Below are 20,643 nucleotides of genomic sequence, written 5' to 3' on the forward strand. Positions count from 1 at the left end.
TCATGTCGTACATTCTTGACGCATTGCGGAAATCCGAGACCGAACGACGCCAGGGCCGGGTTCCGGACCTCGGCCAGCAGGTGCAGCTGATTCACCGCCCAAAGAAAAAGCGCGTGTCGCCAGCGGTTTGGGTGGCCCTGGCATTGGTGCTCAACGCCGGAGTACTGGCCTTTCTGTTCTGGCCCGGCAAACCGTTTCCATGGGCTTCAGGTGGTCAGCCCGAGCAGCCGGCTACAGCGGATAGAGTTGAGGAGGCTGCCGAGCCCCCACGGGTGGTGCCGGTGACGGAGCCAGAAGCGGTGCCGGAGGATCCTGTCGATGAATCAGGGGCAACCTCGGAGCCAGTCCTTGCCGATTCAACGGTTCCGCCGATTGTATCGGAGCGTCCGGTGCCGGAGCGGCGGGAGCGGGCGACGGTCATCGTGCCATCATCCGCAATCCCCGAAACTGCGATAGCAATGACCAATCAGGAGCAGGCAGGCAGGGTGCCCCATCTGGTAGAGTTGCCGCTTTCATTCCAGAAGAGTGTTCCGGATTTGACGTTTAACAGCCATATCTACTCCTCGTCGCCGGGATCGCGCCGGGTGATGATCAACAACGCCTACCTGCGTGTGGGCGACACTTTTGAGGGCCTGCGTGTGGAGGACATCACCGAGGACGGCGTGGTCTTGAGCCGAGATGGCCGTCGTTTCCGGGTGGGTGTCGTCCGGGATTGGGTGAGCCCCCGCTGATGGCACTGACTGAAGATATCAAGCAGCAGATCCAGCAGGGGTATCGGGACGTGCTGGCCGGCAAGGACATCCGCGCGCGCTACGGCCAGCGGCTGATGATTGCCGAAATTGCAAAGTACATGGGCGATATCACTGAGAACGATGGCCAGCGAACCTCCCCGGCGGCGGCCTGCGTTGTGGAGGCGGGCACGGGGACAGGTAAGACCCTGGCCTACCTCATCGCCGCCATACCGGTGGCAAAAGCCCTGGGAAAAACCCTCGTGATCTCCACCGCCACTGTGGCACTGCAGGATCAGATCGTCCTCAAGGACCTTCCGGACCTGAAAAAACACAGCAAGATGGACTTCAACTGGACGCTGGCCAAGGGTCGGGGACGCTATTTGTGTATGTCCAGACTGGAAGCACGGTTGCATGATGAAGGGAATACCGACAGCGACACCATGCCCCTGTTCCTGCTGGACGGTCCCAAATCGGAAGAGCCCGGCACCCGCGCGTTCTTCGAGGAGATGCTGGCCAGTTACGGCTCCCGTGAATGGGACGGTGACCGGGACCACTGGCCAGAGCAGATTCCGGATGACGTCTGGCGCCAGGTGACAACGGACCATCGCCAGTGCACCAACCGTCACTGCAGCTATTTCGACAGTTGCGCGTTTTTCGATGCCCGTAAAGACCTGGACGATGCCGATATTGTGGTTGCCAACCACGACCTGGTGCTGGCGGATCTGGCCTTGGGCGGCGGGGCGATTTTGCCGGAGCCGGAGAATGCCCTCTACATTTTCGATGAGGCTCATCATCTTCCGGACAAGGCGCTGAACCACTTTGCCGCATCGCTCCCGCTTAATGCCACCCGCCAGTGGCTGAAACAGCTTTCCCAGGCGCTGGTGAAAATGCAGCCGTACCTGGCGGCTGGGACGCAGGCCGCGAAGTCGCTGGACCGCATCAGCTCTGCCTCAAGGGAAGTCGATCTGGTGCTGAACCGGGTGTACGAGGAAGCCGAACAGAATACCGGGTGGGAGTTCAACGAGGAGCGCCGGACGGCTCAATGGCGCTATCCGGAGGGAGAATTGCCGGAAGCCATGGCGGACCTCTCAGCCGAGAGCCGCATTGCGACCGCCAATATGGTCCGCCAGCTTGGGGTTCTGGCAGACGAACTGCAGGGAGCATTCGACGAGCGCAAGGAGCATGAAATTGACCGGGAAACCGCAGAAGCCTGGTACCCGGTGATTGGTTCTTTCCATGCAAGGGCCGAGGACCAGTTGAGACTCTGGACCGCGTGGTGCGAGCAGGGCAATGCAAAACCGGCCAGCGAGTCAGAAGCGGATTCTGAAGCGGGTGAAGAGAAGGAAGCCAGGCCGCCAGTGCAGAAAAGCCCGCCACCGGCCCGCTGGGCAGTGCGTCAGCGCTGGGACCATGCGGAAGACATTACGCTATACAGTTCGCCGGTGCTAGCGGACAACCTGCTGTACTCCCGGCTCTGGTCCCGTGCCTACGGCGCCGTGCTCACCAGTGCCACCCTGACCGCCCTGGGCCGGTTTGATCGCCTGAATGCCCGCGCGGGATTACCGCAGGGCAGCCGCTTCCTGGTTGTTCCCAGCTCATTCCGCTATGGCGAGATGGCGACCGTTGAGGTGCCGGCGATGTCCGCCATGCCGACGGATGACGGCTTTGCTGATGAGCTTGTTAAACGGTTGCCGGACCTCTGGGCCGGCGAGAAAGCGACACTGGTATTGTTCACTTCCCGACGCCAGATGCAGCAGGTGCGGGACGCTCTTGCCCCTGATTATCCGGACCTGATTATTACCCAGGACGATATGGCCAAGGGTGAGGTGCTTCGCCAGCATTGCAGCCGGGTAGATGAGGGCCGGCCCAGTGTCCTGTTTGGCGTGGCCAGTTTCGCCGAGGGCATCGATTTGCCGGGCAAGTACCTGCACCACGTTGTGATTACCCGTCTGCCGTTCTCTGTTCCGGACGACCCCATTGAAGCGAGCCTGGCAGAGTGGGTGACCCAGCGTGGCGGTAATCCTTTCATGGAAATTACCGTTCCGGATGCGTCAATCAAACTGGTTCAGGCGGTCGGCCGGTTGCTCCGGACCGAGCAGGACACTGGCAGGGTGACCATTCTGGATCGCCGGATCATTGCCCGGCGCTATGGACAACTTCTGCTGGATGCCTTGCCGCCATTTCGTCGAATCATCGAACGCTGATCGATCCCGGTCATTTGCTCAGGCATAAAAAAAGAGCCAGCCCGAACGGGGTGGCTCTCATCAAAAGGGGTTCTTTCGAACCCGGGCGTCGAAACAACGCGGAACAAGAAATCTGAAGGCCTGAAGTTTCAGAATTCCTGGTGAGGTCTCCCTCACCGTTGGGATAATAGTAGGGGAGTAGGGGGCGTATTCGGATCGTCCAAAGGGCGTAGCGGGCTCAGATTGTTGCCGAGAAATGTGACGGGCGTCGCATTGTGCGGTGGCAAGCCGTCAGCTTTCCAATAGCCCGAGCTCCCGGGCCCGGGCCAGTGCCTCGGTTCTGCGGCCAACACCCAGCTTGCCATAGAGGTTTCGGATGTGGGCCTTCACGGTGGCTGGTGCGACCTCCATCCTTGAGGCAATTTCCTTGTTGGCATGGCCCTCATGGATCAGCTCAAGTACTTCCAGCTCTCGCAGGCTTAGTGCTTCTGGCAGTGTTTCAGTTGTTTTCGGCGGCTGGCGGGGCTTAACGGCAGCGTCCGGTCGGTCACTTTTCGCGGACGGTTGCCCCGCGGCTTCTTCATCACGCAGAATTTCACGCACGCTGGCATTCCAGCTGCCGGGCGCATTCAGCGCGGGCAGATCCAGCAACAGCGAGCGAAGATCCGGGCCCTCTTCCGCAAAAAGGCGCATGAATCCGGCCTCGGCGGCCAGGTCTACCGCCCGGGTCAACATCTGCTCGGACTCGTCTTTTCTGTCCTGTCTCGACAGTGCTTCGCCATAAACCAGCAGTATCTCCACCAAATGTCGGTTGTGGGCGTTGCGTTCTGCCGGCTGAAGCAGAGCGCTGAGTATCTCCTGGGCCCGGTCGGGCTGATCCAGTGCCACCATCACGCGGGCTTCGCTGATCCGGTTCTGCTCAAGGTGAAGCGGGTTAGTGAATTCGGAATCGGCCCGGGAATCCAGGCTGGCACGGGCTTTTTCCGGATGTCCGGCGGCCAGATAGCATCGGGCCAGCAGGGCGGTACTGGCGGGCGGTTCGAAGACGATCTGTTCCCGGCGCTTGCGGCCAGTCTGGGAGGCGTCTTCCAGGGCTTCGATCGCTTCATCCAGTTTCCCCTGGCTGAAGGCAAGGTGGCCACGCACATGCTGAATGATGACGTGCTGGCCCGGTTCGGTGCCCCTCTCGACATGTTCCAGCAGGGGCTGAAGGTGGGTGGCTGCCAGCTCGGGGTGATTGCGTTCCCGGTAGATTTCACAGAGGGTGCTGTTCTGCCAGCAGGAGATCAGCCTCGGCTGGCTTGGATCTGCGTAGTGGCGATCCACCCACTGTCGGATCTCGGTGCAGGTATCCAGGGCCAGGTCGATGTCGCCCCGGTTATACTGAATCCAGGCCAGCAGACCGCCGCTGGAGAGAACGGTACTGGGTTTTTGTTCGACCTGCCCGTAACGGACCGCCGATTGGAGGGCATCCTCCGCTTCGGCAAGTTCGCCCCTGCCATAATAATCCAGCCCCAGGCCGTAATAGGTAACCGACTTTAACGGGATGCGGGTGTGGTCTATTTCCCTGAGTACTTGCCTTGTGAGGTCGGCGGCACTCTTGTCGTCGCTTCGGGTGCGCGCCAGGTATGAGCGCATGAGCGAAATCTCGCTTTGCAGCCCGAGGGCACCCTCGGCATCCGGGTGCGAATCTGCCACATGCCGGTCCAGGAGATCTTCCAGTGCGGTCAGCAGGGGCTCGATGGTATCCACCCGGTTAGCGAAGAACAGCCCCCAGATCCGGAGCATCTGAAGCTGCGGGTTGTCGGTTACAAGCTCTTTCGGGAGTGCTTCAAGCCAGTCAAGAACAGGCAGGTGATAGCCACCGTGGATCAGGTTATTGCCATGTTCGGCGAGCACCCGGGCCAGCCGCTGCCAGTCTTCCTGGCGGACAATCTGGGCGATGGCTTCCTGGACGTGACCGTGGGCCAATAACCAGTCTACGGTGCTTTGCCAGAGTCGCATTGCTCTTTCGGGTTGGGTATGACTGATCCGGAGCAGCAGCGCATCCCGGAAAAGGTCGTGATACCGAAACCACTCGTTCCGGGTATCCAGAGGGATGAGGAACAGGTTCTGGCCCAGGAGCGTTTCCAGCACTTCCTGGCTGTCATCGGTTCCACGGATCGAGTCACAGAGTGATGCGCAGAGTCGCGGACAACAGGCGGTCTCGAGCAGGAAATCCGCCAGATGAGGCGGCTGCTGGTCGAGCACCTCACTCAGGACATAATCGCTGATATGGCGTTCGTCCAGATCTATCTGGTTTTTGCTTTTGGCAGCGTCGGTCCCCGAGAGCGCCGAAAGCTGCATGGCGGCCACCCAGCCTTCGGTTTTTCGGCAGATAGCCCGAACATCCTCATCGGCGAGGTCCAGGCCCATGGTGCCATGGAAAAACTGTCGGCACTCCTCCTCGGAAAAAGCCAGCAGGCCGGGGTGGATGTCCTGAATCCAGCGGCGGACCCGCCAGCGAGCCAGGGGCAACGGTGGTTCGGTTCTGGATGCCAGGGTTATCAGGACACCCGGTGGCAGATAATCGATGAAATAGGCGAACTGCCTGTGGATGGCCGGGTTCCCGATGAAGTGGAAATCGTCCAGCACCAGCGACCATGGACTGCCGTCGTGTGCCAGGGTGTTGATCAGGCCGGTAATGGCTTCGGTGAAGGCTTCATCGGTTTCCTGGGCCAGTTGTTTGCGCAGGTCGGCTGCGCCGGACAGCCCGGCCTGCTCAAAGGCTCCGATAACGTACTGCCAGAACCGCCTTGGCTCATCATCATGTTCATCCAGCGAAAGCCAGGCTGTCGGGGAAGACGACCGTGAGCACCACTGAGCCACCAGCGTGGTTTTTCCGAACCCGGCCGGCGCTATCACCAGATTCAGCCGCCTTGGTGCTTCGGGCTCAAGCAGTTTGCTCAGCCGCTCTCGCTTGACTGCCCGCGAGTCTGACGTTGGCCTGAGAAACTTGGTGGTGAGCAGCATGGATTCCCTGAACGCTGGAGTGTATTGAGAAGGAATTGTGTCCTTTGTATCAGCCAAGTCAAGGGACATGGCACTACTTTAACCCTCAAGGAGTTTTATCAGAGGCTGCGTAAATGCAATTTTGGTCTAAACTGTGTGAAAGAAGTTGCCTATATTAAAAAAGAATGAAAACCTGTATTTTTATGCGTAATCTTCGTCAAGATCCTTCGATCGCCAGGGAGCAGCAGATTCAATGAAACTACAACAGTTGCGCTATATCTGGGAAGTTGCGCATCACGATCTGAATGTGTCAGCAACCGCTCAAAGCCTGTTTACGTCTCAGCCCGGGATTTCCAAGCAGATTCGTCTGCTGGAAGATGAGCTGGGGCTGGAAGTGTTTGCCCGCAGCGGCAAGCACCTTACCCGTATTACACCGGGTGGTGAAATCATCATTCGGGAGGCAGGGGAGATCCTGCGGCGGGTTGAAGGCATCAAGAAGATTGCCCAGGAGTTCAGCAACCAGCGCAAGGGCGATCTGAGTATTGCCACCACTCACACCCAGGCCCGTTATGCGCTGCCTCCGATTATCAGCGGTTTCATTGAGGAGTATCCGGATGTATCCCTGCATATGCACCAGGGTACGCCGATGCAGATCTCCGAAATGGCGGCCAGCGGGGCGGTAGACTTTGCTATTGCGACCGAAGGCATGGAGCTGTTCAACGATCTGATCATGATGCCTTGCTACAAATGGAACCGGAGCGTCATCGTGCCAAAGGATCATCCCCTGGCCAAACTGCCGGAGCTGACGCTACCTGAGCTGGCGGAATACCCGCTGGTCACCTACGTGTTTGGCTTTACCGGTCGCTCAAAACTTGACGAGGCGTTCCAGTCCCAGGGGCTCACACCCAAGGTGGTCTTCACTGCGGCGGACGCAGACGTGATCAAGACATACGTGAGGCTGGGTCTGGGCGTTGGAATCATTGCCAGTATGGCATTCGATCCCAAAACCGACACTGATCTCGTTGCCCTCGATGCCCGCAAACTGTTCCGCCCCAGCGTGACACGACTCGGTTTTCGAAAGGGGACTTTCCTGAGGGGCTACATGTATGACTTCATTCACCGCTTTGCGCCCCACCTCACCAGGGAAACGGTAGACGAGGCGGTTTCCCACCAGGGCAGCCGATCTGAAATCGAAGAACTGTTCAGGGATGTTGAACTGCCAACTCACTGAACGGTGAACGCGCAGAATGCGCCCGGGTTATTCCCGGGCGATCAGGTTCCCGGCGTGAAGACCGCACTCTTTCTGGGTGGCTTCTTCCCACCACCAACGACCTTCGCGCTCATGCTGTCCTGGCAGGACAGGGCGGGTGCACGGCTGACAGCCGATGCTCACGAACCCGTTCTCATGCAGCTCGTTATAAGGTGCCTCGGTCATCCGGATGTAATCCCAAACTTCTTTTGAGGTCCAGTTCGCGAGCGGATTGAACTTCACCAATGTCTTATCGTCCGTCGAGAAGGCGGTGTCCACCTGGACAACCGGCACATCGTTGCGGGTGCCCGGGCTCTGGTCTTTGCGCTGCCCGGTAATCCAGGCGTCAACCTTTGCCAGCTTGCGGCGCAGGGGGTTGACCTTTCGAATGCCGCAGCACTCGCTGTGGCCGTCCTCATAGAAGCTGAAAAGGCCCTTCCTGTTCACCAGATCCTGGACCTCGCCGGCATCCGGAAAGAGAACCTCGATCTCGATGCCGTAGTGCTTGCGCACCTGCTCCACAAACTCGTAGGTCTCCGGATGCAGGCGGCCTGTATCGAGGGTGAAGACTTTCAGGTTATCGGTGAGCTTGTGCGCCATTTCTATCAGCACAACGTCTTCTGCGCCACTGAAAGAGATCGCAATGTTGTCGTACTGTTTCAGGGCGGTCTTGAGAATCGAACGGGGGCTCTGGCCTTCGAGCTCTTCCCGCAGGGTTTGTATATCGGTCATGGCCCGGGATTGCCTTATCTGGATGTGCGAAAGGATCTAACTTAGCGAAAAGGCTATCATTAAATGCCTCATAGCCTGAAGGAATGACGATCTATATGGTTATTCCTCAGGTAAAAACATGGGTTTACACTTCGTCGATGCAATCCTGCCCGGTTTTTCTTATCATACGCTCCGAAGAGCGGCAGGCGGAAAGACCTCTGTTGCCCACTACCAATCAAACAGGAGATCGTTGTGGAACTGGCATGCCTTGACCTGGAAGGAGTATTGATCCCGGAAATCTGGATCGCGTTCGCCGAAAAAACCGGTATTGAAGAGCTCAAGGCGACTACCCGCGACATTCCGGACTACGATGTGCTGATGAAGCAGCGTCTCAAGTTGCTGGACCAGCACGGGTATGGGCTGCCCCAGATCCAGGAAGTGATCGGCGAGCTGGACCCGCTTCCCGGTGCCCGGGAGTTCCTGGACTGGTTGCGCGAGCGTTTCCAGGTGGTGATTCTGTCCGACACCTTCTACGAATTCGCCATGCCCCTGATGAAGAAACTGGGATACCCGGCCTTGCTTTGCCACAAGCTGGAGGTGGCGGAAGACGGTCAGATCACCAACTACCTCCTGCGCCAGCGTGATCCGAAACGCCAGTCAGTCAGGGCGTTCCAGCTGCTGAACTATCGGGTGATCGCTGCCGGAGATTCCTACAACGACACCACCATGCTGGGCCAGGCCGAAGCCGGGATCCTGTTCCACGCGCCGCAGAACGTGATTGACGAGTTCCCTCAGTTCCCGGCGGTACATAACTTTGAGGACCTGAAGCAGGAGTTTCTCAAGGCGAGTGCGATTCACAGCGCCTGATTCGAGAACTCCGAATACGGGGTCAGAACAAAGCCTTCTTCTGACCCCGTATTCGCGTGGCCTAAAGTTTACTCAATAACCAAACCTTCCAGAAAGCGCATCAAAGGCCCGACCTTCGCCAGAGTTTCCTGATACTCGGCCTCGGGATCTGAATCCGCAACAATACCGCCACCGCCCCAGCAACGAATGGTCCCCTTGCCGTCGCACAGCATGGTGCGGATGGCAATGTTGCTGTCCAGTGTGCCATCCAGCCCGCGATAGAAAATCGAGCCGCAATAGGGGCCTCGCCAGTGGGGCTCCAGCTCCCGGATGATTTCCATTGCGCGTATCTTGGGTGCGCCGGTGATTGAGCCGCCCGGGAAGGCGTCAAACAGGGCTTTCATGGGCGTGACGCCGTCCGCCAGTTCGGCGCGGATGTGGCTCACGAGATGGTGCACGTTGCGGTAGGACTCCAGGGCAAAGAGCTTGTCCACTGTTACGGTGCCGGTTCTGGCGTTCAGGCTCAGGTCGTTGCGAAGCAGGTCAACGATCATCAGGTTCTCAGCGAGATCCTTTTCCGATCCCTCCAGTTCCGTGGCATAGGCTGAATCGGCTTCCGGAGTGCCTCCCCTTGGCCGTGTGCCCTTGATGGGACTGGTGGTTACGGTGCGATCGTGTATTTCGAGAAAACGCTCGGGAGAGACTGATAATATGGAGGCGTTGCCGGCCCGGATAAAACCACTGTAGGGCGTGGGGTTTGCTTCAGCCAGGGCCTGAAACGCCAGCCAGGGCTCACCAGAGTACTGTCCGGAAAACTCCTGGGAAAGGTTCGCCTGGTAGCAATCGCCCGCGTCAATGTACCCGCGTATCGATCTGACACTTTCCTTGAATGCCTCCGGAGTTTGCCGGGGCAGAAAGTTTGCGTTCATCCGCCAGCGGCATGCCACGCCGCCTGGTCCTGTACGGAGCCACTGTTCAATGGTGTTACGGATTTCGCCGGGGCATTCCGGATGAACCCACAACCAGTACTGGCCGGTTCGGCGGTTGTGGCTGGCTGTCCAAAGGTAAAAACCTGTGAACAGCAGGGGTGGCGTCAGTGGTGGGCACAGCGCCGCGAGCCGCTTCTCCTTCACATACCCCAGTTCATAGCTCAGAAAGCCCAGCCAGCCGCCAGAGAGGCATTGAGGGCTGGAAGCGGTTTCTATCTGATACTGACTGACCCGTTTCTCCATATCCCGGGCAAGATCGTCAGTGCAGAAGTCTGGCTGGACCGGATGCCAGACTGTTTTGACTTCAAGGGCCCGTGCGGAAAACCCGCTGCAGCTGCCTCTCGAAGGACCAGGACCAACGCTACCGATGTAGGCAAAGTCCTTTTCCCGGCAGGCATGGGCGAGCAGGCGCTGGTACGCCTCCCGGTTTAGTTCACGCATGGTTGCCGGGTTCAAGGTTCCTCCGGAATCTTCGAGAAATGATAAACAGCACACAAAACGGGCGTTGTAGGGTTTGTTGGGCCACTGATCTAATGAAAGGCAGTTCCAGTCGAACGCCCATGGGAGAAGCCTAGGGTTATTCTAACCGAGTTTGGCCGTCACCCTTAAACTTAAAACAATTCAATGCTCGCTGGGTCAGTGCCCGCGGGAGTGTTTACGGAAAGAGCGGAGTTTGTCCATGATCAAGCTAAAGCACGATGTGATAAGTGTCCTCGCCTTTTTTGCAGTTCTTTTGGTTATTCCTGGTTTCGTTTCGGCCCAGGACAATGAGCGGACTGACAAGGAAGTGAAGCAGATGATTCAGAAGCAGTTTGAGCGGATGTACGAGAAAGGCGTTGAGAATCTCTCGGATCGAATCGTGGTTTCCGGTGGCGTAAAGCCGTTTGCGGTTGTGACGGATACCGGTGACAAGGTAAAGGCTATCCGGATCAAACAGGCGGAGGAAATGCCAGCCGAGATGGCCCTCGAGGTACTCCGCCGTTCTCTCGTTGCGCTGGTCAAGAAGGGCAAGATCGGGGCAACCGCCATCTTCTACACCGCGGATAACCCCAACAAGGAGGCCAATGCCGAGAAGGTTCTGGTGGTCGAGATGGAGCATATCTTCGGGCCGACTCTGGCCCAGTTGGTTCCATTCACGATCAAGGACGGAAAAGCAACGTATGGCGAACAGGTCGTTGTGGATATGAAGAAACAGATATTCAACATCAAGGTTGATGAAGAAGCTGCTGAATAACCACTTTCATGTCGGACAATCTAATTATTGGTTACTGTGAAGGTGGTCACGGAACATTTTGTTACCTCTGACGTACTCTGTAGCTGTGCAGATACAAAAGTAAACCAAACAGTCTGCATGTATGGAAATAACAACAATTTGTTCCGTAAAGGAGAACGTTATGAAAGGCCTGAAGAAACTTGCACTGGCAACTGCCGTTGCTGCAGCTCCGTTTGCAGCCCACGCTGACCTGAAAGCACTGGATGACAGTGCCATGGGCAACGTGACCGGCCAGTCTGGTGTAACCATTGAACTGGAAACTGAAGTAAGCATCGGTGAGTTCCGCTACACCGACGAAGGTTACCTCTCAGTGAACGACATCTACATTGGTGGCGGCTCTGTTGAGCGTGACGGCGATAACAACGTGACAGGCGTATCCGGAAAGCTGGATGATCTGTTGATTGATATCGATGTCGAAGCGGATGGTGACGCATACATCGACGTTCACAGCATTTCCGGTGCTCCCATCGACTACGCAGTTGGTGTGGGTTCTGCGTCATTGCACGCGACGGACGGCAGCGGCGATAGCACTCTTCTTGCCAGCAATATCGGCATCGAAGGTGGGCTGGCTCAGTTGAACATCCGTGTTGATACAGCTACAGATGACCTGATCATGAACGTTGGCTTTAACGTCACGCAAATGGACATGGACGTAGACTTCCTTGGCGTTAACATCCGGGATATGCGAGTAATGGGTGCGAACTTCCTGGAAACAGGTGGCGCCGGTGTTGATCCTACTGACCCGTCAACCTTTGCTAATGCGTATGCCTTGGCTACGATCACCGTAGGTAAAGGTACCTCTGCTGCGACTGGTAACGATGCCCTTGAGATTTCTATTCCAGATTTCCAGGCTGACATCATTGTAGGTGCAGTTGAGATCGGTGGCGCCTCCATTGGTTCCTTCCAGATGGATAACCTCGCCGTGACCAACACCAACATGAAGGTCTATGGTCATTAATCTGACCTGATACCAAAGTTGGTGAAACGCCCCGCTTTGCGGGGCGTTTTTTGTTGGCCTGAGAAAGCAGTGGCCCAATAAAAACGGCAGCCTGGGTTGGCTGCCGTTTTCAGATCCGGGCGGTCAACGCTACGCTACTGATCCGGCACCGCGATCGAAAGATCAAACCCGCCACCAGGCCTTGGCGTCAGGGTAATTGGCCCTTCATTAATCGCCTGTGGCACCTCTATCCGATCTATCCCGGGCGGATTGCCGATGCTGAAGTTCAGGTTCTGGCCGTCAAAGCCAATGCCCAACTGATCGTTCAGGAATGTCTGGGTGAAGGGCTCTTCGGGAATCTGGGCCTGCTGTCCGAAAATCAGTGGTGGCAGGGTGGGAGTGAATTCTGCAGGCGGCTGGGCGCGAGCAAGTTCTTCCTGCGGGAGGAGCAGGGCCCGCCGAAGGAATTCTTCTTCCGCACTTTCCAGGGCGTCTGTTCTGCCTTCATCCCTATAACGCTGCAGCGCATCCCGGTAAGCTTCCTCTTCGGATTCGGTCAGAACCGGTTCGCCGGGTGAGATTGTCAGGGAGCGGATAATCCTCTGCCGGTCAGCTTCGGTTTTCTGGCGCTCTTTGGGCACAACAATAACGGCCGAATCCTTAACGTAGGTTTCGACCATTTCATCGGAGGTCATGGTCTGAACGCCACCAAAGGCGGGTATAGCAACAACCAGGCCGCTGATGGCGGTGGTGAGCAGGTGTTGGCGTTTCATGATAAGGCCCCTTGTCGTTTGAAAGCACGCTCCCTGAGTCGAGTATTCGGTTTGTAGGACAGGAATTCAAGCGGCAATATCCGCGATTGTGATCAGAATTCGCAAATTTCAGGTACTGTTAACAATCAGGGGAAAATCATGATCGAATACCATGAACTTTTTTAGCATTGCGTGGCCTCACTGACACTATGAGAAAACTGTTCAGAAACCGATGGCTGCGCTGGATCAACCGACGAATTCCACGGTCGGATCTCCAGTCCTTCAGCCAGAAAAACATCTTTATACTGCCGACCGGTGCTGGCGTTGTGTTCGGGCTCCTGCTCGTCATCATGTTGCTAACCGGCATCAATTATCAGAACAGCCTGATTTATCTGAGCACGTTTCTGCTGGGCGCCGTGTTTGTCGGAGCTATGCACCAGACCCACCGCAATCTTTCGGGCCTTGCGTTGACACTCGTTCAGCCGGGGGAGGGGTTTGCAGGAGATGACATTCCTTTTCGGTTTCGTCTGACGGCTGGCCGGGATGATGCAATTGCCATCGTGCTTTCGTGTGAGGATTCGGCTCATGCACCGGTGCACGTTCATTCGGGCCAGGCTCAGGATGTCAGCCTGCCTGTTCATTCGGCGCATCGCGGGTATTTGCGCCCCGAGCAGGTTCGCATTGAAACCCGGTTTCCGTTCGGGCTTCTCAAAGCCTGGTCGTGGATTCGACCTGTGTCGGCAGGCGTCGTATTTCCCAGGCCAATCCCCGCGCCGGAGGCATTCAGCACCGTCGAGGATGGCGAGGAGTCGGCGGAGGCAAGGTCCGTTGAGGGCAATGACCACGCGGATATCCGGCCCTGGCGGGAGGGGGATTTAAGTCAGCGGGTGCTTTGGAAGCGGTTCGCCCGAACCGGACAAATGGTTGTGGCAGACTGGGAGGGTGAACAAGGCAGTCCCTACTGGCTGGATTTCAACGCTTACCCGGGAGCAGACCATGAATTGCGGTTGAGCTATCTGGCATTTCTCGTGAACGAACGGGGCAGAACCGGCGAGCGGTTTGGGCTGAATCTTCCGGGACAGGTCATCGAACCGGATTCCGGCCCTGCCCACGTGGCGAGATGCCTCAGGGTATTGGCAACCTGGGGAGAGGAACGCCCTCGGGATACCACTGCACAAGCCCATGGGACCCGAAAAAAACCGGCAGGTGAAACATCACGCATTATGGCGGAGGGTCGGGTTTGAGTTTTCTGGATCGCCTGCTTGGCCAGGAATCGGATGGTGAGACCTCAACAAATTTGCCATCCAGGGCCCTGGTTTGGTTGATCGGCAGCTTTGCCTTGCTGTTGTCGCCCCAGTGGGACCGGTTACCTCTCTGGCTTATTGCCGCCTGCGCGGTGTTGGCGGCGTGGCGCTGGCTGGCACAGTACGGGCGGGTACGGCTTCCGGGTCGCTGGTTGAGAACCGGGATCATGCTGGTCCTGATTGGTGTCTATGTGGCAACGGTCCAGGGGCGTTTCACCGTGGATACCGCCGCTTCCTTTTTTGTACTCGCCGTGGGCCTGAAGTGGTTGGAAACCCGCTCCGTACGGGATTTCTATGTTCTGTTTTTCATCCTGGTTTACCTTGCCAGTGTGAACTTCCTGTTCCACCAGGAAATTCTCTGGGCGGCCGTTAACTTCACCGGAATAGCGTTACTCCTCGTAGGGCTCCAGGTGCTTAACGCGCCTGAGCTTCCGGAAGGGATGACATCCAGTTGGCGCCGGCTGGGTGGAATGTTCCTCAAGACAATGCCGATTGTGATCCTGTTGTTTGTTTTCTTCCCAAGGATGTCGCCCCTGTGGAGTGTGCCTCTGGTTTCGGGCGAGGCCCGCACGGGCATCAGCGATACCATGAGACCCGGCGACATCTCCAATCTCGCCCAGAGTAGTGAGCGGGCGTTCCGGGCTACGTTTGGCGGCGACATTCCTGCCTATCGCGACCGGTATTGGCGAGGCCTGATTCTTGACTATCTGGATGGCGAGACCTGGCGACAGGGTCAACGGGATGAGTTCCAGAATCTGGGCCGGGTTGCCGTCGACGGCGGCGTGGGCGAGCTGAATGGAAATGAATACGATGTGCTTCTGGAACCCACTGACCAGCGCTGGGCCTTCGCACTGGAGAACTCCAGCGCGGTGTCAGACAACGTGTTTGAAGATCGTGCCGATCTCTTCCGTTTCCGACGGCCTGCAGACAGTTCCGTCCGCTATCGGCTGGCGCTGGATGAGGAGACCTCAACGGCTGAAAATCAGAGTCCGGCGGAGTTGCGCCGGTACCTCCAGTTGCCCCGGGAAGGCAACCCGAGGGCACGTGAACTGGCCCGGGACCTTCGTGAAAGCATGGGCGATGAACAGATTGTCCAGACCCTGATGAAGCGGTTTCGCGAGCAGGAATATTTCTACACTCTGAGGCCGCCGGCCATGCCGGATGACGGCATTGATTCCTTGCTGTTCGATGAGAAAAGAGGCTTCTGTGCCCACTATGCGGGCGCAACCACCTTTGTTTTAAGGGCTGCCGGTATACCCGCGAGGGTTGTGGTCGGTTACCAGGGGGGCGAAAGCGGTGCCGGGGGTGAATACCTGATCGTACGCCAGTACGATGCCCATGCCTGGGTTGAAGCCTATATTGAGGGGCGAGGATGGGTGAGGGTCGACCCTACCGCAGCCATCGCTCCGGACCGCATTGAATTCGGGCTCAGGGACGCTGTTGCCGAGGAAGGGTCGTTCCTCGAGAACGATTGGGCTTCGCCCCAGCGTTATGCCGATGTGGCGCTGGTGCAGTGGGCAAGCCTGCAGCTGGACCGGATCAATTACCAGTGGCAGCGATGGGTCGTAGGGTACCAGGGCCAGAGCCAGATGGACCTTATGTCGAGGCTGCCCGGTAGCTTTGGCATGCGTGAGCTGGGCTATATGACGGCAGGAATCGTCGGAGCAGGGTTGCTGATCGCCGGGCTGATTTCCGCGCTCCAGATGCGCCGGGGGGAGCGACGAGACGGGTTTCGCCGCGTTGTCGACACCTGGCATCGGCTGTGTGCCAGTGCCGGTGTTCCCGTTCGCCATGGTGAAACGCCGTCCGTGCTGGCTTCAAGGCTGGCGAAAGCGGAACCCGCTGCAGCGGACTCGGCCAGGCTTTTTGCCCGGATGGTCAACAGCCATTACTATAGCGCTGGCAACGATAAAGAAGGCGGTGTAGAGCTGAAGCGAATGCGCCGCCTGCTCGCCACTATGAAGCGTCAACTACGGAAGCGCCAATTGCGCAGATCCAGGACCCGGACAGGAAAGCCCAGTGACTGACATTGCCCAAGAAATGCCCTGGCTCAGCCGTGCCTGGCAAACGGTTCAGAGCCGGGTGGCAAACGACAGACTTCCCCATGCCCTGATTCTTGCAGGTGAGAGAGGGGTCGGTAAGCGGGCCTGGGCCGAGGCTGTTGGCGGGTTGCTTTTGTGTGACAAACCCCAGAACCGCGAAAGCGGTCAGCCGATCGCCTGTGGTCACTGCAAACAGTGTGAGCTTCTTTCTGCGTCGAGTCATCCGGATATCCGGATCTATGCACCGGAAAAATCCCGTATGGTAAAGGTCGATCAGGTGAGGGCGCTTTCGTCGTTTGCGGTGGCCTCTCCCCAGGTAGCCCACCATAAGGTGGCTATCATTGATCGTGCAGACCAGTTGAACATCAATGCGGCAAACGCGTTGTTAAAGACGCTCGAAGAACCTTTGCCAGACGTGACCCTGATCCTGCTTCAGGAAAGTGGCCGGCCCGTTTTGCCCACCATCCGCTCCCGATGCCAGACGTTGTCTGTGCCTGTGCCCGCCAACAGCGAGGCGAACCAGTGGCTCGCGAACCGTGTTCAGGAACTCCCCGAGGACGAGAGGCCGTCTGCAGATGTTCTTGCCAAGGCCCTTATGCTGTCGGGTAATGCGCCGAGACTGGCCCTTGAGTATGCAACCGGCGACTTTATTGGATTGCGGGATGCGGCGCTGGAGCGGTTCAAGGCGTTCATGAAGTCGAAGGTTCCGATCGGTGAAGCAGCCAAGGCCTTCAAGGCAATGGGTCTGGAGGATTCGCTCTGGTTGTTTGAAACCTGGGCAGCGGATCTGGCCCGTTTGATCGCGGGAGGCAACGGGCAGGACACCGATGCGGCGGATATGCTCGGATTCCTCGCCAGAACCACGCCAGCCTGGCGGGCTCATGAGTTGCTGGAGATGGTAAAGGAATCCCGGGCGGCCGGTGTCTACAACGCCAGCCCGGAACTGGAGGCGAGCCGGCTCCTGATTGCCTGGCAAAAACTGATGCCTGTCAAGCGCCCCGCGGCCTAGGCAGCCTTTGCCGGCAGGATTGCGCCTTTGGGGGTAACAGCTGCTATGATTCCGGAATGAAAGGGATTTTCAAATCCCGTTAACCGTTTAAAACGATCTAACAGAAAGGTGTCAGATATGGGGCCCGGATTTGGTGCGCGCAGTGGCATTCTTACCCTGACGATAAAAGACAAGGCAGTGCTGTATGCGGCTTACATGCCGTATATTCGCCAGGGTGGTCTGTTCATCCCGACCCAGAAACAGTATCAGTTGGGCGATGAGGTTTTCCTGCTTCTCAACCTGATGGACGAGCCGGAGAAAATACCGGTTGCAGGCAAGGTGATCTGGATAACACCAAAAGGAGCCCAGGGTAATCGGGCTGCAGGCATTGGTGTCCAGTTCAACGGCGACGACGAAACCGCCCGTACCAAGATTGAATCCTACCTGGCAGGCTCGCTGAGTTCGGATCGGCCAACCCACACGATGTGAAGGCGGGGCCTGCATGAACGATACGGCAATGCCCATCGAAACGGCTGGAAGCCGGGCAGGGCGTGAAGAAACCGGACAAACCACTCAGGCATTCCGGGAATCCGAGTGGAAACTCAGGAATCTGACGCTGGCCGGCCTTAGCTGGCCCGCAACCGATGGGGCCCGGCATGATATCCCGATCATCATGCTGCACGGCTGGCTGGATAACAGCCTTACCTTCGTAAAACTTGCGCCGGAACTCGCTCACCTGGGCCCCGTGTATGCGCTGGATTTCGCCGGCCACGGCCATTCAGGCCACCGACCGGAGGGCCAGAGCTACCTGTTGATGGACTATGTGGCGGATGTTGCGGAGCTGATTGAACGCTACTTTCAGGAAACTCCGGACGGCCGGGTTCGCCTGGTTGGCCACTCCCTTGGCGGTATCGTGGGCGCCCTCTATGCCGCGGCATTTCCGGAGCGGGTTCGAGATCTGGTGATGATCGACAGCCTGGGTGCACTCAGCCGGCCGGTCAGCGAGACCATTCCCCAGCTGACAAAGGCCATCAAAAAGCGCATTGCCGGCTCTGGCCGACAGGTGGTCTATCCCGATATCGCCACGGCAGCCAAGGCCAGGGAAGGTGGGTTGAGCCCGCTTAGCCCGGAAGCCGCTCTCACGCTCATCCCCCGAAACATGAAACCGCAGGATGGCGGTTACGTCTGGCAAACCGACCCCCGGTTGCGGCATCCGTCACCGTTGATGATGACAGAAGATCAGGTGCTGGCCTCCCTCGCTGCCATTGAAACCCGGGTGCTTTTTGTCAGAGCCGATCAGGGGCTGCTGTCGTACAGAAAGGATCTGGATAAACGTGCCGACGCTATCACCAATCTCCAGATTGCGAACGTACCGGGGGGTCACCACTGCCATCTTGATGGCGAGACCAGTCCGGTTTTAACAGCCATCAGACAATTCCTGGAAAATGAGTAATCGCTTGCTGAAACTATTTTTTATACGTCTTGTTGCTGCAACCACCTGTTTGCTGGTGCTGCCGTCCACAGGGTGGTCGGCCCCGGAAGAGATTCCGGAACCCTTTCCTCAATCCACGCTGGAAAACACGGTGGGTATTGACTCCTCGGGACATCTGGTTCTTTTCAGTCCCGTTCGGGAGGTGAATAACGAAATTCGCTCTGAAACCATGGCCCGCCTCCCCGTCGAGGGAGAGGGGCGTTTGTACCAGGTAAACCGGGATTCCAGTCGCCAGAAGGCCCGCGATCACTACCTGGGTCAGCTGCGCCAGAGAAACGCCCAGATTTTATTCGAATGTTCCGGAATCCGGTGTGGGCGCAGCAATGTCTGGGCGAACCAGATCTTTGATCAGTCGGTTCTGTTGGGCAGGGATGCAACCCAGGATTACCTGGTTGCCGGCACAGTTACGGAAGACGGCGCCCGTTGGCTGACCCTTATCTATACCGTTACCCGGGGCAATCTTCGGGAATATGTCTGGGTGGAGCATCTGAGGGTTGAATCCGGAGCCACCATCCCCGGCTTTGGCAGCGTATCCAGTCGGATTGCGGGCCCAATCGTTGTTCCCTGGCAGGGCGGTGTAACCTATCGTTTCGATTGGCAGGCGACGGACCGCAGGCGCCTAAACGACCTGGCCCGGGAAGAGGGAACGGTCGTTGTCCTGGTGGGCTATTCTGTTCTGGAAACCGATGAATCGTTTAACGATGCCATGGACCGCGCTCGTGCCGCCACAGAGTCACTCTCGGAATTATTATCAAAAACCGGTGTTTCCCGTAGCCAGCAGGAAACGATCGTAGTTGGGCCGGCGGGTGTGTTCAGTGAGCCTGATCGCCAGGGTGATCGGGTGGAAGTGGTTGTGATCTCGAGGTAAAGGCTATGGGTGGTTCAAAGGATGACGATCAGGAAAAGAAGGACAGGCCCTCAGAACGAGACCCGCAGGACAATGTGTCCAAGGTCCTGAAAAGTTCCGATGTTTCAGCGACTCACGCACCGGCCAATCCCGAAAAAGTGGACCACCGGAACAAGCCCCGTAAGACCGTCGCACTTACGTTGGGGAGTGGTGGTGCCCGTGGCTATGCCCATATTGGAGCCATCGAGATACTGATCGAGCGAGGCTACGACATTGTTGCCATCTCCGGCTGCTCCATGGGCGCTTTGATTGGCGGCATGTACGGTGCCGGCAAGATGCAGGACTACAAGGACTGGGTTACCGGCCTGGGCCAGTTTGATGTGCTGAAACTGCTGGATGTTACCTTCAATTCCGTTGGCGCGATTCGTGGCGAAAAGATTTTCTCTGTCGTCAGGGATATGCTGGGGGACACCCGGATCGAAGACCTCCAGATTGCTTTTACCGCTGTGGCCACGGATCTTCTGGGTCACAAGGAAATCTGGTTTCAGGAAGGTCCCCTGGATCAGGCCATTCGCGCCTCGGTGGCTATACCCAGTGTCGTGACGCCTTTGGTCCTGAACGGCAGGGTTCTGGTTGACGGGGCCTTACTCAATCCGCTGCCGATTATCCCGACCATCTCCTCCCACGCCGACCTGATTGTTGCCGTCAACCTCAGTGGTGAGGATGACCGTCGCCGGCGGATTCCGGATGCTGCCTTCGCCCCCGTTCAGGACGAAAGCTCCGACGTCGACGAGTGGGTTGATAACATCCGTGAGAAGGCCTCGCGCTGGTTTGACTGGGACGCCCTCAAATCACTGACAGCCCGAAAGCCGGATAACGGAGACAGCCCGGAGGAGAAAATCAGCCGGGCAGTCCAGAAGAAAGCGCATCAGAAACCGGGCGATAAGAAACCGGGCGGCAAGAAAAGCCAGGAAGAGCACGAAACCATCGACTGGGACAAGCTTGGTATCGGAAAATTCGACGTGATGAACCTCACCATCGAAACCATGCAGAGTGCGCTTGTACAGTACAAGATTGCGGGCTATCCGCCGGATCTACTGGTCAACATACCCAAGAATGCCTGTCGCAGTTACGACTATCACAAGGCGCCGGAACTGATTCAACTGGGCCGGGAGCGGATGGCAGCGGCTCTGGACCGGTTTGAGGAGAGCCGCAACAGTTCGGGCCCGTTGGCGATCTGACGGATTTGCCGCCCCGTTGCATCCGGTGGGCTGCAGTTGGGCCGATAAACAGCGTATAATCCGGCGC

Annotated in this window: 17 protein-coding genes; 13 read left to right on the plus strand and 4 right to left on the minus strand. The window is 57.7% G+C overall.

Annotation, left to right across the window (positions count from 1 at the left end):
- The first annotated feature begins 2 nt into the window (after positions 1-2).
- Both ACESMK_RS10390 and dinG read left to right on the plus strand, forming a co-directional pair.
- A complete protein-coding gene (locus ACESMK_RS10390; protein ID WP_372997945.1) occupies positions 3-731 on the plus strand; it encodes a general secretion pathway protein GspB in 729 nt (242 codons plus the stop codon).
- Positions 731-2,935, plus strand: coding sequence for an ATP-dependent DNA helicase DinG (gene dinG, locus ACESMK_RS10395; RefSeq protein ID WP_372997947.1), 2,205 nt, complete (start codon positions 731-733; stop codon positions 2,933-2,935). Before ACESMK_RS10390 ends, dinG begins: the two co-directional genes overlap by 1 nt.
- Before the next feature lie 270 nt (positions 2,936-3,205).
- On the opposite strand, the gene ACESMK_RS10400 is transcribed toward dinG, so the two are convergent.
- On the minus strand, positions 3,206-5,926 hold the full coding sequence (locus ACESMK_RS10400; RefSeq protein WP_372997949.1) for a LuxR C-terminal-related transcriptional regulator: 2,721 nt from the start codon (positions 5,924-5,926) through the stop codon (positions 3,206-3,208).
- A gap of 232 nt (positions 5,927-6,158) precedes the next feature.
- Here ACESMK_RS10400 and cysB point away from each other — a divergent pair, with 232 nt between their 5' ends.
- Complete coding sequence (gene cysB, locus ACESMK_RS10405) at positions 6,159-7,136, plus strand: HTH-type transcriptional regulator CysB (RefSeq protein ID WP_372997951.1); 978 nt, start codon at positions 6,159-6,161, stop codon at positions 7,134-7,136.
- A 27-nt stretch (positions 7,137-7,163) separates the two neighbouring features.
- On the opposite strand, the gene ACESMK_RS10410 is transcribed toward cysB, so the two are convergent.
- Positions 7,164-7,904, minus strand: a complete 741-nt coding sequence (locus tag ACESMK_RS10410) for a phosphoadenylyl-sulfate reductase (RefSeq protein WP_372998289.1) — start codon at positions 7,902-7,904, stop codon at positions 7,164-7,166.
- 213 nt (positions 7,905-8,117) lie between these two features.
- Between ACESMK_RS10410 and thrH the strand changes: the two genes are divergently transcribed.
- Positions 8,118-8,732: a bifunctional phosphoserine phosphatase/homoserine phosphotransferase ThrH gene (thrH, locus tag ACESMK_RS10415; protein ID WP_372997953.1), complete on the plus strand. Its 615-nt coding sequence runs from the start codon at positions 8,118-8,120 to the stop codon at positions 8,730-8,732.
- 68 nt (positions 8,733-8,800) lie between these two features.
- Here the strand turns inward: thrH and pabB are convergent, their stop codons facing one another.
- A complete protein-coding gene (pabB, locus tag ACESMK_RS10420) occupies positions 8,801-10,156 on the minus strand; it encodes an aminodeoxychorismate synthase component I (RefSeq protein WP_372997955.1) in 1,356 nt (451 codons plus the stop codon).
- A gap of 223 nt (positions 10,157-10,379) precedes the next feature.
- On the opposite strand from pabB, the gene ACESMK_RS10425 reads away from it, so the two are divergent.
- Positions 10,380-10,934, plus strand: coding sequence for a hypothetical protein (locus ACESMK_RS10425; RefSeq protein ID WP_372997957.1), 555 nt, complete (start codon positions 10,380-10,382; stop codon positions 10,932-10,934).
- Positions 10,935-11,094: 160 nt separating this feature from the next.
- Positions 11,095-11,931 (plus strand): DUF6160 family protein, encoded by an 837-nt coding sequence (locus ACESMK_RS10430; protein WP_372997959.1) that lies wholly within the window; start codon positions 11,095-11,097, stop codon positions 11,929-11,931.
- Between the two features lie 134 nt (positions 11,932-12,065).
- Here ACESMK_RS10430 and ACESMK_RS10435 read toward each other — a convergent pair whose 3' ends face one another.
- Positions 12,066-12,683 carry a hypothetical protein gene (locus ACESMK_RS10435; RefSeq protein ID WP_372997961.1) on the minus strand — a complete coding sequence of 206 codons (618 nt, stop codon included), beginning with the start codon at positions 12,681-12,683 and terminating at the stop codon, positions 12,066-12,068.
- 188 nt (positions 12,684-12,871) lie between these two features.
- On the opposite strand from ACESMK_RS10435, the gene ACESMK_RS10440 reads away from it, so the two are divergent.
- The 7 genes from ACESMK_RS10440 (at position 12,872) to ACESMK_RS10470 (ending at position 20,576) form a co-directional block, all read left to right on the plus strand.
- Positions 12,872-13,906 carry a DUF58 domain-containing protein gene (locus ACESMK_RS10440; protein ID WP_372997963.1) on the plus strand — a complete coding sequence of 345 codons (1,035 nt, stop codon included), beginning with the start codon at positions 12,872-12,874 and terminating at the stop codon, positions 13,904-13,906.
- 5 nt (positions 13,907-13,911) lie between these two features.
- The gene (locus tag ACESMK_RS10445; protein ID WP_372998292.1) at positions 13,912-15,993 is read left to right on the plus strand and encodes a transglutaminaseTgpA domain-containing protein; all 2,082 of its coding nucleotides are present in this window, start codon (positions 13,912-13,914) and stop codon (positions 15,991-15,993) included.
- A complete protein-coding gene (holB, locus tag ACESMK_RS10450; protein ID WP_372997965.1) occupies positions 15,986-17,017 on the plus strand; it encodes a DNA polymerase III subunit delta' in 1,032 nt (343 codons plus the stop codon). The genes ACESMK_RS10445 and holB overlap by 8 nt, the downstream gene beginning before the upstream one ends.
- Positions 17,018-17,134: 117 nt before the next feature.
- The gene (locus ACESMK_RS10455) at positions 17,135-17,485 is read left to right on the plus strand and encodes a PilZ domain-containing protein (RefSeq protein ID WP_008171779.1); all 351 of its coding nucleotides are present in this window, start codon (positions 17,135-17,137) and stop codon (positions 17,483-17,485) included.
- Positions 17,486-17,498: 13 nt separating this feature from the next.
- Positions 17,499-18,449 (plus strand): alpha/beta fold hydrolase, encoded by a 951-nt coding sequence (locus tag ACESMK_RS10460; RefSeq protein ID WP_372997967.1) that lies wholly within the window; start codon positions 17,499-17,501, stop codon positions 18,447-18,449.
- Positions 18,442-19,356, plus strand: coding sequence for a DUF4892 domain-containing protein (locus tag ACESMK_RS10465; protein ID WP_372997969.1), 915 nt, complete (start codon positions 18,442-18,444; stop codon positions 19,354-19,356). The genes ACESMK_RS10460 and ACESMK_RS10465 overlap by 8 nt, the downstream gene beginning before the upstream one ends.
- A 5-nt stretch (positions 19,357-19,361) precedes the next feature.
- Complete coding sequence (locus ACESMK_RS10470; RefSeq protein ID WP_372997971.1) at positions 19,362-20,576, plus strand: patatin-like phospholipase family protein; 1,215 nt, start codon at positions 19,362-19,364, stop codon at positions 20,574-20,576.
- Positions 20,577-20,643: the final 67 nt, after the last annotated feature.

The organism is Marinobacter sp., assembly GCF_041687235.1.
Lineage (GTDB): Bacteria > Pseudomonadota > Gammaproteobacteria > Pseudomonadales > Oleiphilaceae > Marinobacter.